The 17,010-nt window shown below is 51.1% G+C and carries 17 protein-coding genes; 8 read left to right on the top strand and 9 right to left on the bottom strand.

The window, feature by feature from the left end:
- Positions 1 to 92: 92 nt before the first annotated feature.
- Together CWE14_RS06760 and CWE14_RS06755 are read right to left on the bottom strand one after the other, a co-directional pair.
- Complete coding sequence (locus CWE14_RS06760; protein ID WP_157981787.1) at positions 93 to 683, bottom strand: thiol:disulfide interchange protein DsbA/DsbL; 591 nt, start codon at positions 681 to 683, stop codon at positions 93 to 95.
- A gap of 75 nt (positions 684 to 758) precedes the next feature.
- The gene (locus CWE14_RS06755; RefSeq protein ID WP_126798701.1) at positions 759 to 1,220 is read right to left on the bottom strand and encodes a hypothetical protein; all 462 of its coding nucleotides are present in this window, start codon (positions 1,218 to 1,220) and stop codon (positions 759 to 761) included.
- A gap of 347 nt (positions 1,221 to 1,567) precedes the next feature.
- On the opposite strand from CWE14_RS06755, the gene CWE14_RS06750 reads away from it, so the two are divergent.
- The 4 genes from CWE14_RS06750 (at position 1,568) to CWE14_RS06735 (ending at position 4,705) form a co-directional block, all read left to right on the top strand.
- Positions 1,568 to 1,909 carry a GreA/GreB family elongation factor gene (locus tag CWE14_RS06750; protein WP_157981786.1) on the top strand — a complete coding sequence of 114 codons (342 nt, stop codon included), beginning with the start codon at positions 1,568 to 1,570 and terminating at the stop codon, positions 1,907 to 1,909.
- A gap of 340 nt (positions 1,910 to 2,249) precedes the next feature.
- Positions 2,250 to 2,597: a PA2779 family protein gene (locus tag CWE14_RS06745; RefSeq protein WP_126789937.1), complete on the top strand. Its 348-nt coding sequence runs from the start codon at positions 2,250 to 2,252 to the stop codon at positions 2,595 to 2,597.
- Positions 2,597 to 3,565: a PA2778 family cysteine peptidase gene (locus CWE14_RS06740; RefSeq protein WP_126798699.1), complete on the top strand. Its 969-nt coding sequence runs from the start codon at positions 2,597 to 2,599 to the stop codon at positions 3,563 to 3,565. The genes CWE14_RS06745 and CWE14_RS06740 overlap by 1 nt, the downstream gene beginning before the upstream one ends.
- Positions 3,566 to 3,697: 132 nt before the next feature.
- Positions 3,698 to 4,705 (top strand): isopenicillin N synthase family dioxygenase, encoded by a 1,008-nt coding sequence (locus tag CWE14_RS06735; protein ID WP_126798698.1) that lies wholly within the window; start codon positions 3,698 to 3,700, stop codon positions 4,703 to 4,705.
- 7 nt (positions 4,706 to 4,712) lie between these two features.
- Here CWE14_RS06735 and CWE14_RS06730 read toward each other — a convergent pair whose 3' ends face one another.
- Entirely contained in the window at positions 4,713 to 5,225 is a 513-nt protein-coding gene (locus CWE14_RS06730; protein WP_126798697.1) for a hypothetical protein, read from the bottom strand.
- A 154-nt stretch (positions 5,226 to 5,379) separates the two neighbouring features.
- On the opposite strand from CWE14_RS06730, the gene CWE14_RS06725 reads away from it, so the two are divergent.
- Entirely contained in the window at positions 5,380 to 6,591 is a 1,212-nt protein-coding gene (locus CWE14_RS06725) for an NAD(P)/FAD-dependent oxidoreductase (protein ID WP_126798696.1), read from the top strand.
- Between the two features lie 88 nt (positions 6,592 to 6,679).
- Here CWE14_RS06725 and CWE14_RS06720 read toward each other — a convergent pair whose 3' ends face one another.
- The 3 genes from CWE14_RS06720 to rsuA form a co-directional block, all read right to left on the bottom strand.
- A complete protein-coding gene (locus CWE14_RS06720; protein ID WP_126789941.1) occupies positions 6,680 to 6,871 on the bottom strand; it encodes a PLD nuclease N-terminal domain-containing protein in 192 nt (63 codons plus the stop codon).
- A gap of 132 nt (positions 6,872 to 7,003) precedes the next feature.
- Positions 7,004 to 8,533: a S10 family peptidase gene (locus tag CWE14_RS06715; RefSeq protein WP_126798695.1), complete on the bottom strand. Its 1,530-nt coding sequence runs from the start codon at positions 8,531 to 8,533 to the stop codon at positions 7,004 to 7,006.
- Positions 8,534 to 8,660: 127 nt separating this feature from the next.
- Positions 8,661 to 9,365: a 16S rRNA pseudouridine(516) synthase RsuA gene (gene rsuA, locus CWE14_RS06710; RefSeq protein WP_126798694.1), complete on the bottom strand. Its 705-nt coding sequence runs from the start codon at positions 9,363 to 9,365 to the stop codon at positions 8,661 to 8,663.
- 95 nt (positions 9,366 to 9,460) lie between these two features.
- On the opposite strand from rsuA, the gene CWE14_RS06705 reads away from it, so the two are divergent.
- The gene (locus tag CWE14_RS06705) at positions 9,461 to 11,026 is read left to right on the top strand and encodes a cryptochrome/photolyase family protein (RefSeq protein ID WP_126798693.1); all 1,566 of its coding nucleotides are present in this window, start codon (positions 9,461 to 9,463) and stop codon (positions 11,024 to 11,026) included.
- 81 nt (positions 11,027 to 11,107) lie between these two features.
- Entirely contained in the window at positions 11,108 to 11,626 is a 519-nt protein-coding gene (locus CWE14_RS06700) for a lipocalin family protein (protein ID WP_126798692.1), read from the top strand.
- On the opposite strand, the gene CWE14_RS06695 is transcribed toward CWE14_RS06700, so the two are convergent.
- The 3 genes from CWE14_RS06695 to CWE14_RS06685 all read right to left on the bottom strand — a co-directional run bounded on the left by CWE14_RS06695 (position 11,607) and on the right by CWE14_RS06685 (position 16,276).
- A complete protein-coding gene (locus CWE14_RS06695) occupies positions 11,607 to 12,569 on the bottom strand; it encodes an alpha/beta hydrolase (protein ID WP_126798691.1) in 963 nt (320 codons plus the stop codon). The genes CWE14_RS06700 and CWE14_RS06695 overlap by 20 nt on opposite strands.
- A gap of 116 nt (positions 12,570 to 12,685) precedes the next feature.
- A complete protein-coding gene (locus CWE14_RS06690; protein WP_126798690.1) occupies positions 12,686 to 14,404 on the bottom strand; it encodes a DEAD/DEAH box helicase in 1,719 nt (572 codons plus the stop codon).
- A gap of 300 nt (positions 14,405 to 14,704) precedes the next feature.
- Complete coding sequence (locus CWE14_RS06685) at positions 14,705 to 16,276, bottom strand: PGAP1-like alpha/beta domain-containing protein (protein ID WP_126798689.1); 1,572 nt, start codon at positions 16,274 to 16,276, stop codon at positions 14,705 to 14,707.
- 107 nt (positions 16,277 to 16,383) lie between these two features.
- On the opposite strand from CWE14_RS06685, the gene CWE14_RS06680 reads away from it, so the two are divergent.
- A complete protein-coding gene (locus tag CWE14_RS06680) occupies positions 16,384 to 16,941 on the top strand; it encodes a glutathione S-transferase family protein (RefSeq protein WP_126798688.1) in 558 nt (185 codons plus the stop codon).
- Positions 16,942 to 17,010 lie beyond the last annotated feature (69 nt).

The following is a 17,010-nucleotide window of genomic DNA, read 5'->3' as shown; positions in this document are numbered from 1 at the left end:
ATTGACCGAGCCGAAGACCGGTTAACAATACCCTCATCACCAAATAGTGATGGGGGTATTTTTTTGCTCACGGCGTCATCGCCAAAAACGTTTTATTTATTCAGCAGGTATTCTGCCAGTGCCAGGTAATCCGCGAAGAAATCCTCACTATCGCGAAACCCCCGATAATCCATCATGTATTTTTGATTGACGATAAATGTCGGGGTACCCCTCACGCCGAAACGTTCTTCCTGAAGTTGCATTTGTCTGACCAGACTACGCACCTGGAAGCTCGACAGAATTTGCTCTACACGCTCCCGTTCAATGCCAAGGCTATTAAATACCTGATAAATCTGTTCCTGATCGGCAACTTGACGACGCTGAACAAAATTCAGATCAAATACCCTTTCAGCAAAAGACTGCTCGACCTCAAGCAGTCGTGCTGCAGCCCAGGCCTCCTGAACAGAACGCTCAAACCCCGAAGGCGTCAGGCTGCTTACGTGCTGCTGAGTTAAAATTCCCGGCCATTTATCTTTAATCATCGCAGTAAACGGCTGGTACTGGTAACAACTCCCACAGTACAAAGAAAAGAACTCGATAATTTGGGCGGTATCAGAACGCTCACCTGGCAGTTCCTGATAATGAACTCCTTCCTCAAAGACTTCGGCTTGTGCGCTGGTAGCCCAAACCGTGAATTGAATCACGAGAATCATCCCTATACATGAACCTAAATAACGCATACAAACTCCTTTTGTTTTCCTTCAGTTACTCAATCAGCGTTAGCGTGTGAGGCCAATGTGTTTAAGCTCGACACCTTCGACGTTACTGTGTTTAGCGAGAATATCGGCGATACGCAGGTTTAGCTGGTAATGACGCTTGAGGCGCATGACCATTTTGTCACCCTTAAAACACTCGATTAGCGCATTGGTTTTATTGGCGCTTAAAGCAAAAAACGTCACCTTGTCAAAATCGGCCAGCACTTTACCAGTGTCAGCGTTTATGACGTGTCGGCTATCCAGGTCTAACTGAATAACTTTAGGCTCACGGTTAAAGTAATAATACTGCTGGACGATTGCCACCAGTCCGGCCAGGATCGCGGCTAAACCAATCCAGCCGAAACCCTCAAGAGTACCGGTTTCACGGTAGTCAGAAAGAATAAAAAAAGCCAGGGCGGCAACAACGATAATTGTCATCCCCATGCCCCGCATGAGCTGTTGTTTACTTTTAGTCAGGGTGATCATGAGTGCATAGACTCCTGCAAATAAGCTGAAATAGCTGCCATTCTATCGAATTCCCGCTACTTCCGCGACGTCAATGCACTCTAAGCTCAGACAGGCTTGCCTTTATTATTATTGAGGCTATGATGGCCTCACTACGCGAGGATTCTATGTTTGAGTACGATTATTCCATTTTGAGTACCGCCCTCACCTTCCCAAATTAAGCCGGATGCAGCCTTGCATCCGGCGTCCTTAGGCGCTTGCCGTTTATTACCTTTCACCTTGATTAAAACTGTTAGTTCGGTTGGAGAAATACCGTGCTTGCTCGTATGTTCAGGTATTGCAAAACCTCAATTTGCCCCCGTCACCCTATGTTCAGCGAAAACAGTCAGCAGGTGTTGCTTGACCCAGTTGCGTTGGCCAGTTTGCTGAACCGGCTGGAACAAAGCAATTCGTCCAACGCCCGCCTTGAACGCCGGGCCGGAGTTGGAAGTTACCTTACCCTGACTCGATTAGACTGGGTTGAGCAGCTTGAAATTCAACTTGTGGAGCCGAGTCTGAGTCAACCTTCGCAGGGACGTATCTCGTTTTTATCACCACTGGGTTCTGCACTCATCGGTTTACGCCCCGGTAATACCGCCTCCATAGACTGTGCAGAAGGTAAGTCGCGCTGGATGATTACCGACGTTTCTCAGCGCCGGGGAGACAGTTAGTCGGTTTCAGCTCATTCAAGTAAGGAGGGTGCCGCCTTGAAGTCATTAGGTTTACGTCAATGGGGTTATTGTCGAGCAGCGACAATAAATTGAAATCACTGATTGTGAGAGATATCAATGAGTAAAGAAAAAGCGAAGAAAAAGCCAGCTAAAACGCTAAAGGAAAAACGCAGCGAGAAGAAGCGCAAACGTCGCACCAGCGACCTATAGTACATGGGGCCCTCGGGCCCCTTTTTATAATTTAATCAGAAACCTAGCGATAGAAAGTTAAGATGGTGCGGGCGACAAAACTGAGATTATGGTCTAGATTTAGAGCTGACCAATAACAAGGAGATTTCAGATGAAAAAATCACTGATATATGGCACGACTTTTTTCTTCGGCTCATTAGTTTTTAATACCGCCTTCACCGCGCCCGCTCATGCGGACATTGTCAGTACTCAGGAAATCGTTACTGAACAGCGTGCGGGAATCAACAAAACCCAGTTAACCGAGCAGCTGGAGCGTGCTGATATTCAGGAACAACTGGTACGCTACGGGGTTGACCCACAAGAAGCCTTGGCCCGTATTGATTCCATGACCGACGCAGAGATTATGGAATTAACTGCTGACATGGAAGAGCTGCCAGCAGGTGCAAGTGCAGTAACCGTTATTCTTCTACTCTTTATTATTTGGATTCTTATTCGCTAATGTTTCGCAACTTTGCTGTTAGAGCCCCGATGCGCCTGCTGGTGCTTTTCGGGGCTTTATTATTAAGTGCATGCGCCGCCGGGCCGTTGCAGTATGACGAATTGGTTGAAAGCAATCAGTACACCACTCCGGTCGAACTTCTCGATACCCCCTTCCATCCGCAAGAGGCGTATCAGTGCGGCCCTGCTGCCTTAGCGACCATATTGCAGGTCAGCGGTGTCGACGACGCAACGCCGGAGCGTCTGGCGGATCAGGTCTATCTGCCTGAGCGTCAGGGAAGCCTGCAAATGGAGTTGTTGGGTGCGACCCGCCGCGCCAGCCGTGTTCCGTATGTTATGGCTCCCACCCTGGACGCATTAATGACCGAAGTTTATGCGGGTAACCCGGTTCTGGTATTACAAAATCTGGGCTTACCTCGCTGGCCGATGTGGCATTACGCAGTTGTTATTGGCTACGACCCTGAGGACCAGCAAGTCGTCTTGCGCTCCGGTACTACCGAACGTGAGATCATGTCGTTGCGGCGCTTCGAACGAACCTGGAAAATGGCCGATTACTGGGCTTTGGTGGTGACTGAACCAGGCGTATTGCCCGAAAGTGCCGAGCCATTGCGTTATTTCGAAGCGGTTGCGCCACTCGAACAACAGCAACGCTGGGACGTCGCTATCGAAGCGTATCAGGCAGCGGCCGAAGCCTGGCCTGGCGAAGCCACCAGCTTTATCGGCTTAGGCAACATTGCCTACCAGCAGCAACGCTATGGTGATGCTGAGTTCAACTACTACCAGGCCATCGAGATCAATCCTGAGCAAGCCGCCACCTACTTCAACCTCGCGTGGGCGTTAGTCCGCCAAGCCAAGTTCAATGCTGCCCGCTCCGCCGCGAACGAAGCCGCTCAGCTGGCTGCCGACGATGAACGCATGCAGCAAGCGCCTGCGCTTATCGAGCAGGCGATAGAGGATACTCAGGGCTAACCAATCACAGTCTGCCTGGCGATGTCGGGCTGTGATTAGCAACTTTTCATATATCAAATAGCAATTCGGTTTTTAGGATTTAACCTTATAGCCCCTATACTCAGTCCAGATTCATAACCTGGACGACGCATTATGCAACAGACCGCTTTACCCGTACTCGATCTTCGTGATTTACACGCGGGTGGTGAGCAAAAGCAAGCCTTTTTATCCGAGCTTGCTGAAGCTGCCCGCACCGTTGGCTTTTTCTATGTCAAAGGTCATCAGCTTTGTTGTCTGCAAGACGAGGTTATGTCATTAGGCAAACAGTTTTTTGCCCTGCCCGACGCTGAAAAGTTGAGTGTAGAGATGAAAAACAGCGCCCATTTTCGTGGTTATACCCGTCTGCAGGGCGAGTTAACTCAGGGCAAACCAGATTTACGTGAGCAATTCGATATCATGGGCGAGGATCAGGCGGTGAAGGTCGCAGATAACGAACCGCAATGGTGGAAACTGATCGGCCCTAACCAGTGGCCCCAGGCGTTACCTGAGATGAAGCAAACCCTTCTCGGTTATCAGCAGGCCCTGTCTGACGTGAGCACTGCGCTGTTACGCGCATTCGCCGAAGTGTTAGAGCAGCCAGCAACCACCTTTGACGAGGGGATTACCCCGCCCTACACCCACATGAAGCTGATTCGCTACCCTGGTAGTGCCGCTACTGGCGAGCGTCAGGGGGTTGGTGCGCATAAAGATCCGGGCTACCTGACCATAGTCACTCAGGACCAGCAGTCAGGCCTTGAAGTACTAAAAGACGACGAAGGCTGGGTCAGCGTACCGCCGCTTGAAGGTGCTGTCGTGATCAACATCGGTGAACTGCTCGAGCTGGCTTCAGATGGCTACCTGCGCGCGACTTACCATAGAGTACAAAGCCCGGCCGCCGATCAGGTGCGCTATTCCTGCGCCTTCTTTATGGCGGCTAAACTGGATAGCGAAGTGCCATTGCTAAACCTGCCAGAGCACCTCAAGAAAGATGCCCTGGGCCCATCTGCCGATCCGCAAAACCCGCTGTTCTATCAGGTTGGCGACAACGTTCTCAAAGGCCGCCTACGCTCGCATCCGGATGTGGCTCAGGCCCATTACCATGGTTTTGACCGCGCCTGCTAACAGGCAGTCAATCCCAATCAGTAAGGGTGACCGGGATGTCACCCCCTGTTAAGGTAAGCTCGATCCGAACAACACCACCACTTTGGTTCATTTCCACTAGCGTATCGCAGTCCACTCCTTCACCACACAAGAATGGATATGGTCCCATCATATAGCTCCCCTGACTATTAACGTAAACGGGTTCGTCAACCAGGGTCACTTGCGGATACTCGTACACAGTTCCGGCAGGGTCTTCGTTTTCCTCCAGCACCTGAACTAATTCATGTACATAGTCGGCTTCATTCGACGACGTAGACGGATAACGTCTGATTTCCAGTCGATAAGACGAGCCAAACCTATGGTTAAACCCAGTAATTGCACCGGCCCGAACGTCAGGCCCATCCAGCCCCGTCGCTATTACATACAGCGTATTCACATGCATCGTACCCGGCTCTGCATAAGTCGGCTTTGCAGCAACCTCGACTTGATAAACCTGAGCATTATCAATTTCATCGTTTTCTGACGAGTTGCATCCAGCCAAGATAAAAACTAAAGAAAAGCACATCCTTTTGATATGTCGACTCATATCTTTCCCATAAAATTATTAGTAACAATTTTAAAACAAAGTATCAGGAACCCAGTGGCCGCTCAAGTTCAACTACACTCTAGCTATGATCAGCTAGCGGATGACGAGTATGGACTTAAAAAGCGGCCTGCCCTTTTGGGCGATAAAGAATGGTTTGATGCATCAGTACCCAACGTTGCAGGAGAATCTGAAGACCCAGATTGTCATTATGGGCGGGGGAATTACCGGCGCACTGCTGGCTGACCATTTTAGCGAGCAAGGGTATCAGGTAGCAGTGGCTGACCGGCGAGAGATTGGCTGGGGTAGCAGCGCGGCGAGCACCGCTTTGCTGCAATATGAAATCGACGTCCATATGTGTGATCTGGCCAAGGACTTCGGTGAACACTCAGCCTATCTTGCTTACCAGGGCTGTGCCGATGCAATTACCACATTACGGCGCAGAACCCGCTCCTTCTCCGATCTCGACTTTGCAATGCAGGATAGCCTCTATTTCGCCAGCCGGGACAAGGACGTTGAAGGCATGCACGAGGAATATCAGCTGCGCCGCAAGCACGGCTTCGATGCCAAATGGTTAGAGCACGATGAGCTGCAGCGCGCTTACGGCATCGATGCGCCAGCGGCTATTCTGACCCCACTGGCCGCCCGTATCGACCCATACAGAACTGCGCATAAATTGCATCAGCGAGTTCTTAAACGCGGCGGCAAGGTTTACGAACGTACTGAAATTGCGACCTTTGATGCTGATGCATCCGGGGTAAGTATCCTGACCAAAGGCGGGCACCGTATCGATGCCGACCACCTGATCATTGCGTCGGGGTATGAGTCTCAACAATACCTTACGGAAAAAATAGCGGACAACCGAAGCAGCTATGCCTTTGTAACCGATCCTATATCGAAAGCTGCTCTGGGCCCGCTGGCGGACACCATGATCTGGGAATCTGCCCGCCCATACCTATATATGCGTGCGACCGGCGATGGCCGCCTGATCATTGGCGGTGAAGATGATGATATCGATATTCCGGCGCGGCGGGACACTAAGGTTGCAAAAAAAGCGAAGAAACTCGCTGATAAGCTACAGGCCTTGTTCCCCCGCCTTGAATTCAGTGAGGCTTTTGCCTGGGCCGGAACCTTTGCGGAAACTAAAGACGGTTTACCTTTCTTCGGTCCCCATCCCAGTCTGGGCCCAAGAATTCACTTCGCCATGGCATACGGTGGCAACGGCATCAGCTATAGCGTGATTGGCTGCGACGTACTGCAAGCCTGGATCGAGCAATCAGAACACGATCTGAAACAGCTCTTCTCGTTTGACCGTAGGGGGTAAGCTCTTAATCAAAAGCTCCGGCGATAAGCTTTATCACCGGAGCTTTGTATAGTCTCTGAATTAAGACAATAATCACGGACTCTAACGGCTATACCGTGTTTGCGCCGCCTTTCGGGCCGAGCAATAGCCACAGAATGAAGCCAATGAATGGGATCAGGATTAAAATCACAATCCAAAGTACCTTGGTGCCTGTTGATGCGCCGCTTTGCACCGTTTTCACAACGGCATAAATTACTAAGATAAGAAGTATCAGGCCTAAAAACCCACTAAACTCTGGCATCTTGTCACCCTTATGGTTAAAAAATAAAGTGGTTAAGAAATAAAGTTTACCTTCAGTCTACATAAACAAGCCTAGTACAAAATAAAAAAACCCCACAAAAAATTGCGGGGTTTTTACTAACGAAACAATTGCTTAATAGCGCGCTGACTGGTCCTCATCCGGTAACGAATGACGGATAAACTCGCGCAAATCTTCGTTCGACAACTGCAAATCTTCGCTACGCAGATACATCATATGACCACTGCGGTAGCCTTCGAAAAACAGGCGGTCGCGCATCTTGCCACTTGGGTCAAGTTGCCACATGCTGTATTTCGCATCGAAGTAATTGGTCGCGCCGTCGTAATACCCGGCCTGCACCAGCACATTCATAAACGGGTTCTGCGCCATAGCCTGGCGTAACTGACGGCCGGTATTGTTATTACTGCGATCCCATGGATGAACTGGCCCGAACATGTTGTACTTAATATCCGTGCGCACGCCTAGTTCTTCACGCAGGTAATAATTAATCGCCGGGGTAAACGAATGCAACCATGATGTCAGTTCAGAGTTGAAATCCGGACGTTCACCGACATCATTCATATCAATGCCGGTATAACGGGAGTCAAGACGGCCAATGGTCAGGCCTTCATCTCGGAGCAGCTCTTTCCAGAAAAATGCAGTATCGATATCCAGATTACTTCGCAGCACGCTCTGCTCAGAAAGACCTGAATAACGTGCCACCTGACGTGCGACGTCTTCACGTTCACTCTCATCTAACCATGCACCACGCGCCAGCGCAGGCAAATAGGTATTAATCGCGAAGTCTTCCACTTCCGGCAACAGATCGTACAGATCGCCGGACTGGAGGTCCTCGTCCAGTTGCTCATGATACCAAGCGGCGGCAGCGAAATACGGCAGACGGTTGGCGGCTTTGACCGGTCCGTTGCGCTCTATACCCATGTCGGTTGGTGAAACCAGCACAACACCATTGATATACATCCATTGCTGGTTTTGCAGTGCATGGGCGAGACCCGCTACACGGGTGGTGCCATAGCTTTCGCCAATCAGGAACTTCGGCGAACGCCAGCGCTCATAACGGGTGACGAAGGTGTTCATCCATTCTGCCAGGTACTCAATATCAGAATTCACCCCGAAGAACATCTCCCGTTGCTGCTCGCGAGACGGCATTTCGCCATCAGGCCCTGGCAACACACGGCTGTAACCAGTATTGACCGGATTCACAAAGACAATATCTGTGCTATCTAACACCGAATGGGGGTTATCTTTCACACCATAAGGCTGGATAGGAAAGCCTTCATCATCGACCCGCAGTGACTTCGGTCCGGTGTATGCAATATGCATCCAGACCGATGCCGAACCCGGCCCGCCATTAAAGGAAAACATTAATGGGCGGCGCTCCTGATTGCTCACGCCCTGACGTTCGTAATAGGTATACTGCAGCGTTGCTATCGGGTGGCCTTCTTCATCCCAAACTGGCAAAAACCCGGCGTACGCTTTGTAGTCAACCCGTTCACCGTTGATCTCTGCGCGATGGTCAGTGACCACGACCGACTCTGCTTGCAGCGTACGGCGGTGGTCATCTTTGTCGTGAGCCAGGGCACTGAACGCGCTAAGCTGAAGTAGCATCAGCCCGGCAACAGCGCGGCAAAATAATAGTTTCATGCTTCTATCTCGTGTTGCAAAAAGAGATACCCATTAAACGGGTCTTTACGGCAAAGCTCAACCCTGACTCGACGCGAACGAGATAAATGGCTGGCTTTTCGGGGGAGACCGCCCACGCATAGAACAACTAGTCGAACGAGGCGACTTCGTCAGGTGTTAAATGGCGGTATTCACCCGGCGCAAGGTCAGAGTCGAGGACCAGGCTTCCGACGGATTCACGATGCAGGGCCACCACCTTATTTCCCACCGCAGCGAACATCCGCTTAACCTGATGGTAACGCCCTTCATGCAGAGTCAGGCGGAACTGGTTAGCGTCGATCGCTTCAAGTTGCGCCGCTAGCGTTGGGGTTTCTTCACCACGCAACATGACGCCGTTGGCGAATTCGCTCCGTACTCGCTCGAAATCATCGCCGGTCAGTGGATCTGCCAGCGTCGCCAGATACGTTTTAGCGCAGTTCTTTTTGGGAGACGTAATCCGGTGCGACCATTTGCCGTCATCGGTGAGCAGCAATAGCCCGGTGGTATCGACATCTAAACGGCCGACACAGTGAATGGCATCCGGTTTAGGTTCGTCAAGTAACATAAAAACAGACGGATGAACCGGATCTTCAGTGGACGACACCGTCCCTTCTGGCTTATGCAGCATTAAATAGCGCAACCCAATGATTTGCAGGGGCTGACCCAGCCAGCTAACCGAATCCTTCTCGGTTACCGCGGTGGCCGCCTTCTTACACATAACCCCATCGATAAATACTTCTTCGGCGCGAATAGCTCGACCCGCTTCTTTGCGGCTTAAACCAGTCGAAGCTGAAACAAATTTTTCCAGGCGCATAGTGTTATTAAACCTCTTGTGACGCTACTGCGTATAGGTGTCTTACTAACGTAAGTACTCAGGTGAGCACTACAGAAGCTGTCGGGTGATATTGAATGGCATTATTTTACGCGTTAACGGACCTAAACACGACCCGATATAGGGAAATCCGGCTGATTCTTGGGGATCAACTGAATGTCAGTCATAGCTGGTTCCAACAGCAGCGCGACGACACCCTCTATGTGATGATGGAAATCCGTCAGGAAACTGACTACGTGCGCCATCATAAACAAAAGCTGCTGGCCTTTTTTGCTGCCATGCGCGCATTTGCCAATGCGCTGAGTAACCGTCACGAAATACTGTATCTGGCTTTGGACAACCGACAAAACACCCACAGCCTTACTGACAACCTGACCATGATTATTGGGCATATCAAGGCTGAGTCGTTTAGCTATCAGGCGCCTGACGAATGGCGGCTGGATGAACTTCTGCTCCGTTTCAAACCGCCTCAGGTCAGTGTGAACATGGTTGATAGCGAGCACTTTCTTACCTCGCGCGACGCGCTGCAGCAGCATTTTGACAACGACAATGCACTGCTGATGGAAACCTTCTATCGACGGATACGCCGCCAGTACGGCTACCTGATGGACGGTGACAAACCAGTTGGCGGCAAGTGGAACTATGACCATGAAAATCGCAACAAACTGCCCGCAAAGCAGGACATCCCGACCCCGCTCACCTTCGCTAATGATGTCACCGGGTTACTGCAACTGATCGAAGACGCCGGCATTGAAACCATGGGCAACGCTTCAAAGGAGCTCCTCTGGCCCGTCACCCGACAGCAGTCGCGTCAGCTACTCGACTTTTTCATTCGCCACTGTTTACCCGATTTCGGGCGCTTTCAGGACGCATTAAGCGAACGCGGATGGAGCCTGTACCACGCCCGTTTGTCCTTTAGCCTGAATAGCAAGATGCTCAGCCCCCGCGAAGTGGTAGAACGGGCCATCGAAGCCTATCAACACAGTGACGGTGCTATCACACTAGCTCAAATTGAAGGCTTCGTGCGCCAGATTATTGGCTGGCGTGAATATGTTCGCGCTATTTACTGGGCTAAAATGCCTGATTACGCGACCCACAACAAACTTCAGCATCAGCGCAAGCTGCCGGACTTTTACTGGCACGGGCGAACCAAAATGGCCTGTATGCAACACGCAGTTCAACAGTCACTCGAGTACGCCTACGCGCATCATATCCAGCGTCTGATGGTCACCGGCAACTTTGCACTGCTGGCGGGTGTCCACCCGGATGAGGTGGATGCCTGGTATTTAGGGATTTACATCGATGCCATTGAATGGGTCGAATTGCCCAATACACGAGGAATGAGTCAGTTCGCGGACGGTGGTCTGCTGGCAACCAAACCGTATGTATCGAGTGGCAACTACCTCAATAAAATGGGGCATTACTGTAAAAGCTGCCACTACAACGTCAGTCAGCGCAGCGGCGAAGGCGCCTGCCCCTTTAACCTGCTGTACTGGCATTTTATTGAAAGACATAAAGACACACTGCGCCATAACCATCGAATGAGGATGATTTACCGCCAATGGGAACAACGTGATGCCAGTGAGCGAGAGGTTATACTAAAACAGGCCGAACGCTACCTGGCTGACCTCGACAACCTTTGATTAAGCCTGTAATGGCTTGTATTTCCGTCATTCACAAGCCATATTAAGGCCACTTAAAACAACAAGCTTTCAGGATCCTCTATGCGTTTTTCCACACTGCTGTTAACTGTTGTCACCTTAGGTCTACTCAGTGCCTGTACCGCCGCTAAAACACCAGTCTCGGAGCCCGTTAAAAACTTCGATGCCGGGCGTTATATGGGAACCTGGTATGAAATCGCACGCATGCCCAACCGATTCCAGAAGGACTTGCAGCGCGTTACCGCTGAATATCGGTTAAACGAAGACGGCACCTTTGAAGTAACCAATCGGGGCTACAACAGCGAAGAAGGAGAATGGAACTCCGTGATTGGCAAAGCAGAACCAATCGACGACATGCCGGCTTCGTTTGCGGTCACCTTTCAGTGGCCCTTCAGCGGCGGCTATTACATTGCGGAACTCGGCGATGACTATGAGTACGCCGTAATTGTTGGTGACAACACTGACTATTTTTGGCTGCTTGCGCGTCAACCGCACCTGCCGCGCTGGCTAATTGACCAAACGCTGGCCCGCGCGTACGAATGGGGTTATGACATTGAGCAAATTATTGAGACTGAGCATTAAGCCAGTCTCTAATCGCAGCCTGAATATCAGGTAAAGGCATCGCCATAACCGGGTGCAAATAAGCTGTTTGCGTAAATTCAATCATCGTAAACTCACGCCCCTGCGCCCTCACCTCGTGTTCCAGCTCAGCAAAATGACTTAAGGTGTCATGCGTGGAGCCCAGTACCAGCGAGTTATCCGGCAAATGCTCGACCGCATAGCCCCAGGTCAATGCAGCCGGGTCGACCTGGCTGTTTTCAACCAGTTTTTGCAGGCCATCGACATAGCTCTGCGGGGGGATCACCCGCGCAAAGACCGAACTCCGTCGGTGCATAGCAATCAGGCGTTGTGCCGATGCGTCGAAATCAAGTAATGGTGCCAGTACCATAGCGCCAGCAGGTTGGTGAATGCGGCTAAACTCCGCAACCGCCAGCGACCCCAATGAAAATCCTAACAGATACACCTCTCGGTCAGTGTAGCGCTCGGCAATAATCGCGGCTAAGTCGCGTGCGCCCTGGACGCCGAAATTAAACGGGTCTTGCTCGGTCGGGCTAGCGACGACCAAAGGTTGAACGCCCTGAGAGCGCATAAACAGCGCCATCATTCCCATATGGTCCGCGCGCATGCCATACCCAGGAAAAATAACGAGCAAGGGTGCAGATGGCGTTAACCCAGAGAACTCAAACGTTTCGTCCAGCTCCAGTTTAGCCTCGTTCATATAAATATCGGCGCGCAGCTTAAGTTCAGTTAAGGGCTCGCCATTTTCGATCTGTTTAAGGTCTCCCCAATCGGTTACCCGTACACAAACGTCATCGTCCAGACATAAGCGACGCTCGGTTTGACCAAAATCAGTAATAACCGCGCCCCTCATGCCAGTGTGCGTTGCCATTTGACGCTCTATTAAGCCGCTGCAGGCGGTCAGCCAACACAAACAGATTACAATCAGACATCCCTGTTGCTTCATCAGCCTTTCCTCTGTAAGTGCACCTGCCAGTCAGGCAGGTTCATTATTTGTCAGCAGACACAAAAAAGCCACCCGAAGGTGGCTCTTAGCGTTAAACCAGGGCGTTGGGCCTTAGCTTAGACTTTCATCATACCTGACGGCTGCTGACGAATGCGCGCACGTTGTAGTTTCGCAACGATAGCGGCTGGTAAGCCTTTAGGCAGTTCAACAAAACTGTGCTCACCGTGCAACTTAATGTTACCAATCATGCGGCTGTCCATATTGCCTTCGTTAGCAATCGCACCAACGATATCGCCTGGGCGAGCACCGTGGTCTTTACCAACGTTTAAGCGATAGGTATCAAACTCGATGTTCATATCACGGCCTTTACCAGGACGTGCTGCTGCACCGGCTGCGCGAGGGCTTTTATTACCGCGCTCACCACCACGCTCGAAGCGTTCGTTGCGGCCTTTGCTCTGACGCGGGTTACGGTCATTGCGGTCGCCACGTGTATCACGCGCTTCGCGACGAGGTTTAGGGTCGTCTTTAACGAACAATGGACGCGTCTGCTGTTGTTCGAACAACAAGGCCGCAGCCAGGTCCTTCATGTCAACGCCGCCGTCATTGGCCATTTGTTCAACCAGTTCACGCATAGTGTCCAGGTCCTGATTAGCAACCACGTCAGCTAAACGCTTCTGACAGGCTTCTAAACGGTACGCGGTCATTTCGCGCGCTGTTGGCACTTCCATCATTTCGATGGTGCCTTTGGTTTCGCGCTCATAACGACGTAAAAGGTGCATTTCACGCGGACGGGCAAACAAGATAGCCTCGCCAGAGCGGCCTGCACGGCCGGTACGACCGATACGGTGAACATAAGACTCTGCGTCGTTCGGCAGGTCATAGTTAATAACATGGCTTACACCCGGGACATCAAGACCACGGGCAACCACATCGGTTGCTACCAGAACGCGCACGGTACCTGCTTTCAACTGAGACACGGTGGCCTCGCGTTGCGCCTGGTTCATGTCACCGTTCAGGCCAGCAGCCTTAAAGCCTTTGCTTTGCAGGTGATCCGACAGGGTAATAGTGTCCTGACGGGTACGCACAAAGATCAGCGCCAGATTGTAATCGGTGGTTTCAAGAATACGCTCAAGCGCAGTGTTCTTGTTCAGTACCGTCACTTTCCAGGCTTTCTGGGTAATATTCGCTTTGTGTTCCTGGGTTTTTTCGATCGCGACATGGACCGAATCCGTCAGGAATTTTTGCGCAATTTTACGGATTTGCTGTGGCATGGTGGCTGAGAACAATGCACGCTGTGCATCTTTCGGCACGCTTTCCATGATGAACTCGATGTCTTCAACGAAGCCCATGTTGAGCATTTCGTCGGCTTCATCGAGCACGCTCATTTTCAGCTTGCTCAGGTCCAGGGTGCCTTTATTGATGTGATCCATCAAACGGCCCGGGGTACCCACAACAACCTGTGCGCCACCTTTAAGAAGTTTAATTTGCGGACCATAGGCTGCGCCACCGTATACGGTTGCAACAGTTAAGCCACGCATAAATTTGCCCATTTGCTCGATTGATTCAGCAACCTGAATCGCCAGCTCACGAGTCGGTGCGACAACCAGAAGCTGTGCGCCACGAACTGTGGTGTCGATATTGGCAAGTGCAGGCAAACCAAAGGCTGCCGTTTTACCGGTACCAGTTTGCGCTTCACCTAACACGTCACGCCCTTCAAGCAATGGACCAATGGCACGTTGCTGGATAGGCGTTGGCGTATCATAACCTAGCTCGGTAATACCGCGCAGGATCGGTTCAGGTAACTCAAGAGCAGAGAAAGTAGTAAATTCAGACATATATTTTTTTCACACTATTCAACGCTACAACAAACGACAACCCTGTTGCAGACTCACGATATGTAGGGGCATCGCCCGGCACTTATGGTTGGAGCTTGGAACGCGGAATAGTATTTCGCGGCAAGCCAACTGGATAGGCGTAGTCACCCCATGACAATTCAAGGATAACCGGCACTTCACAGCAGGCATTTACCTTGAGGAGGCGTAACTATACTTGGATTACGGCAACATGCAATAGCAACGCGCAAATAGTGAACAATTTTAACAATTGGCGGGCCTTTTCGCCCTGAAACGGCTAGTTTATCGCCAATCCGCCATCTGCAGATAAAGCTTAGCCGCGAAGCCTTTACTGTTCTTTAGTTCAATAAAATGACCCTGCTCATCTTCTTTCAGCTCGCTTCCGCGCCCATCGCTCCATTGCTGGTCGGCAAAAATATAACGCATTCGCCAGCCGCCCGGCTGCAAGGTAATCTTCAGCGTTATGGTTTGCCGGAATAAATGCTCCGCCGGTGCCCGTCGCGATAACACTGAGCCTCCGTTGAGACGGAAATCCGTGCCTTCAACATTCAGCTCCAGGTTCATGACCATGGTAGTACCCACTTCAATTCGTTTCGAATCAAGAAAGACACTGGCTAACACCGGGTATCGCGGCCGCTTAAGCCCTGCCTTGTGTGGGTTTAATAATTCATCAAAACTACGAAAGACGGCTGAATGGTGGTCAATTCGCCGGCTCGATAACGGCACCGGATCGTCCCCTCGCGGGGTCAGGGTGCATTCAAACAAGTACGACCCGCGTATCGTCGCTCCGTCGTCGTAGGCACGTTGCAACGGTGGTGATAAGGGTAACACAGCGGGCTGCATGGTAATTCGAAGACGATAATCACCAAACAGAAACCGCACCAGATTGTCGTAACCGATTTTCGAGTTCACCATTCCATAAGGGCCACTGTGACTGGTATAGGTATGCACCCGTGGCGCGTCTTCAATATAGGCGTTGTCCATGGTCACCAGACCATCGCTGGCTTTATCGATAACCAGCCTGGTCAGGTTGTAGTCATGGGGGTTGGTTCCAACTAAACAGAAAAAGCGCTCAGCAGGAAAGGCGCCATTCAGCGAATTTACCCGTCCATTGCGTGGTTTTAATTTAAGATACTCTGCCATCTCGGCGCGGTTAAAATTATGCGCATCCCACAGCGAAAAAAACCTAGGTACATTCAGCCCCATCACCTCGATGCCGTTATGTGGGGTGCCATAGGTGAACACCTTATCGACCAGCCGGCGACTTTGCTCAGGGTCTGCCTGCTCGTTCTGCAACAGACAGCGGCATATCAGTCCACCCATCGAGTGGGCAACTAAATAGACCTTAAAATCAGCACGCGCCTGGGTATTGTCACCACAGATAAAGTCGCGCACTCTTGCTATTAGCTTTGATAAACGGACCGCCGCCGCTTCAATAGAGGGTCGCTGACTGCGTCCCATAGCATCTGAATCAGTCGCTCCATTCCCTTGTTCATGCTCCTCTTCATAGTAACGATGAATGATGATCGAACGTCTCGGCAGGCGCTTGTCCGTGTCAGGAAAATCGACTGCCCCACCCGGCTCCGCCAGGTTAATACCGTCGGCGTAAGAGTCCTGATAGCCATACTCTTTCATCAGGCGGATCAACGGCGATTCGAAAATATAGTGGCGAAACGAACGATCATATTGCTGCCGGGCCCGAGTCGAACCAAGGTTAAACCCCATATAAGGCGTATGCACCGTCGCTTCCATGGCGTTTTCAGTCATCGCGTAACCGCGTACGTAGATAATTGGATGAAAGGGATCGGTTGGTTCCGGGGCAGTTTTATTTACCGAAGATTTGAGTCCGGGCATATGGCACCTGATGCGCTACAAGTAGTCAATAAATCACCAGTATAGACAGTTTCCCTCCGCTGTTGGCATACTTAATGTCCCACTTGGGTTAACTGAGAGAAAAAGGTATGAAACTACACGGCAGCTTTACCTCCCCGTTCGTGCGCCACTGCCGCATAGCCCTGCTGCAACAGGGCATGGATTTTGAGTTTATTGAAACTGATTACGCGCAGAGTGCAGAGGGATCACCTGCCATGCGAGTTCCTTATCTGCAAGATGGTGATCTGGTGCTGCATGACTCATCAAGCATCTTAAAACACATCCGCCAGCGTAATGAGCAGGGGTTCTGCCAAAGCATTGAAGAGTTCGACCTTTACCTCTTGGTCACCACTGCGTTGGATAGCACTATTAACCTGTTCCTGTTGGAGAAAAGCGGCGTCGATATTGCCACCAATAGCTACACCCAGCGCCAGGCCCAACGCATTCAGCAGTGTCTGCAGGCACTAAATAACAAAGCCGAGCAAGGGTTGGAATGGAATGATGCCGGAATACGACTCGCCTGCTTTATTGACTGGGCGCTATATCGTCAGCGACTGGACTTATCGGGTTTCCCGGCGCTGCTTCGCTGGCTCGAAGATGCCAGACAAAGCCGCGAGTTCGAACTTACTACCCCACCCGCCGCCTAGATAACCGTCAAAAATTGGTCAGCAGATTAGCCTTAAGTCTAACATCCTGCTATCTGGTTAAAGGGTATG

It is taken from the genome of Aliidiomarina soli (assembly GCF_003986975.1).
Lineage (GTDB): Bacteria > Pseudomonadota > Gammaproteobacteria > Enterobacterales > Alteromonadaceae > Aliidiomarina > Aliidiomarina soli.
The sequence above is the reverse complement of the archived record's forward strand: the minus strand, read 5'-3'. Positions and strand labels throughout refer to the sequence as shown.

Excerpts from the sequence above, each read along its gene's own strand:
- CWE14_RS06680 (WP_126798688.1), top strand. The coding sequence starts at position 16,384 with ATGAAACTACACGGCAGCTTTACCTCCCCGTTCGTGCGCCACTGCCGC.
- CWE14_RS06705 (WP_126798693.1), top strand. The coding sequence starts at position 9,461 with ATGGCATTATTTTACGCGTTAACGGACCTAAACACGACCCGATATAGG.
- CWE14_RS06720 (WP_126789941.1), bottom strand. The coding sequence starts at position 6,871 with ATGCCAGAGTTTAGTGGGTTTTTAGGCCTGATACTTCTTATCTTAGTA.
- CWE14_RS06750 (WP_157981786.1), top strand. The coding sequence starts at position 1,568 with ATGTTCAGCGAAAACAGTCAGCAGGTGTTGCTTGACCCAGTTGCGTTG.
- CWE14_RS06700 (WP_126798692.1), top strand. The coding sequence starts at position 11,108 with ATGCGTTTTTCCACACTGCTGTTAACTGTTGTCACCTTAGGTCTACTC.
- CWE14_RS06745 (WP_126789937.1), top strand. The coding sequence starts at position 2,250 with ATGAAAAAATCACTGATATATGGCACGACTTTTTTCTTCGGCTCATTA.
- CWE14_RS06690 (WP_126798690.1), bottom strand. The coding sequence starts at position 14,404 with ATGTCTGAATTTACTACTTTCTCTGCTCTTGAGTTACCTGAACCGATC.
- CWE14_RS06740 (WP_126798699.1), top strand. The coding sequence starts at position 2,597 with ATGTTTCGCAACTTTGCTGTTAGAGCCCCGATGCGCCTGCTGGTGCTT.
- CWE14_RS06695 (WP_126798691.1), bottom strand. The coding sequence starts at position 12,569 with ATGAAGCAACAGGGATGTCTGATTGTAATCTGTTTGTGTTGGCTGACC.
- CWE14_RS06725 (WP_126798696.1), top strand. The coding sequence starts at position 5,380 with ATGGACTTAAAAAGCGGCCTGCCCTTTTGGGCGATAAAGAATGGTTTG.
- CWE14_RS06735 (WP_126798698.1), top strand. The coding sequence starts at position 3,698 with ATGCAACAGACCGCTTTACCCGTACTCGATCTTCGTGATTTACACGCG.
- CWE14_RS06685 (WP_126798689.1), bottom strand. The coding sequence starts at position 16,276 with ATGCCCGGACTCAAATCTTCGGTAAATAAAACTGCCCCGGAACCAACC.
- CWE14_RS06715 (WP_126798695.1), bottom strand. The coding sequence starts at position 8,533 with ATGAAACTATTATTTTGCCGCGCTGTTGCCGGGCTGATGCTACTTCAG.
- rsuA (WP_126798694.1), bottom strand. The coding sequence starts at position 9,365 with ATGCGCCTGGAAAAATTTGTTTCAGCTTCGACTGGTTTAAGCCGCAAA.
- CWE14_RS06755 (WP_126798701.1), bottom strand. The coding sequence starts at position 1,220 with ATGATCACCCTGACTAAAAGTAAACAACAGCTCATGCGGGGCATGGGG.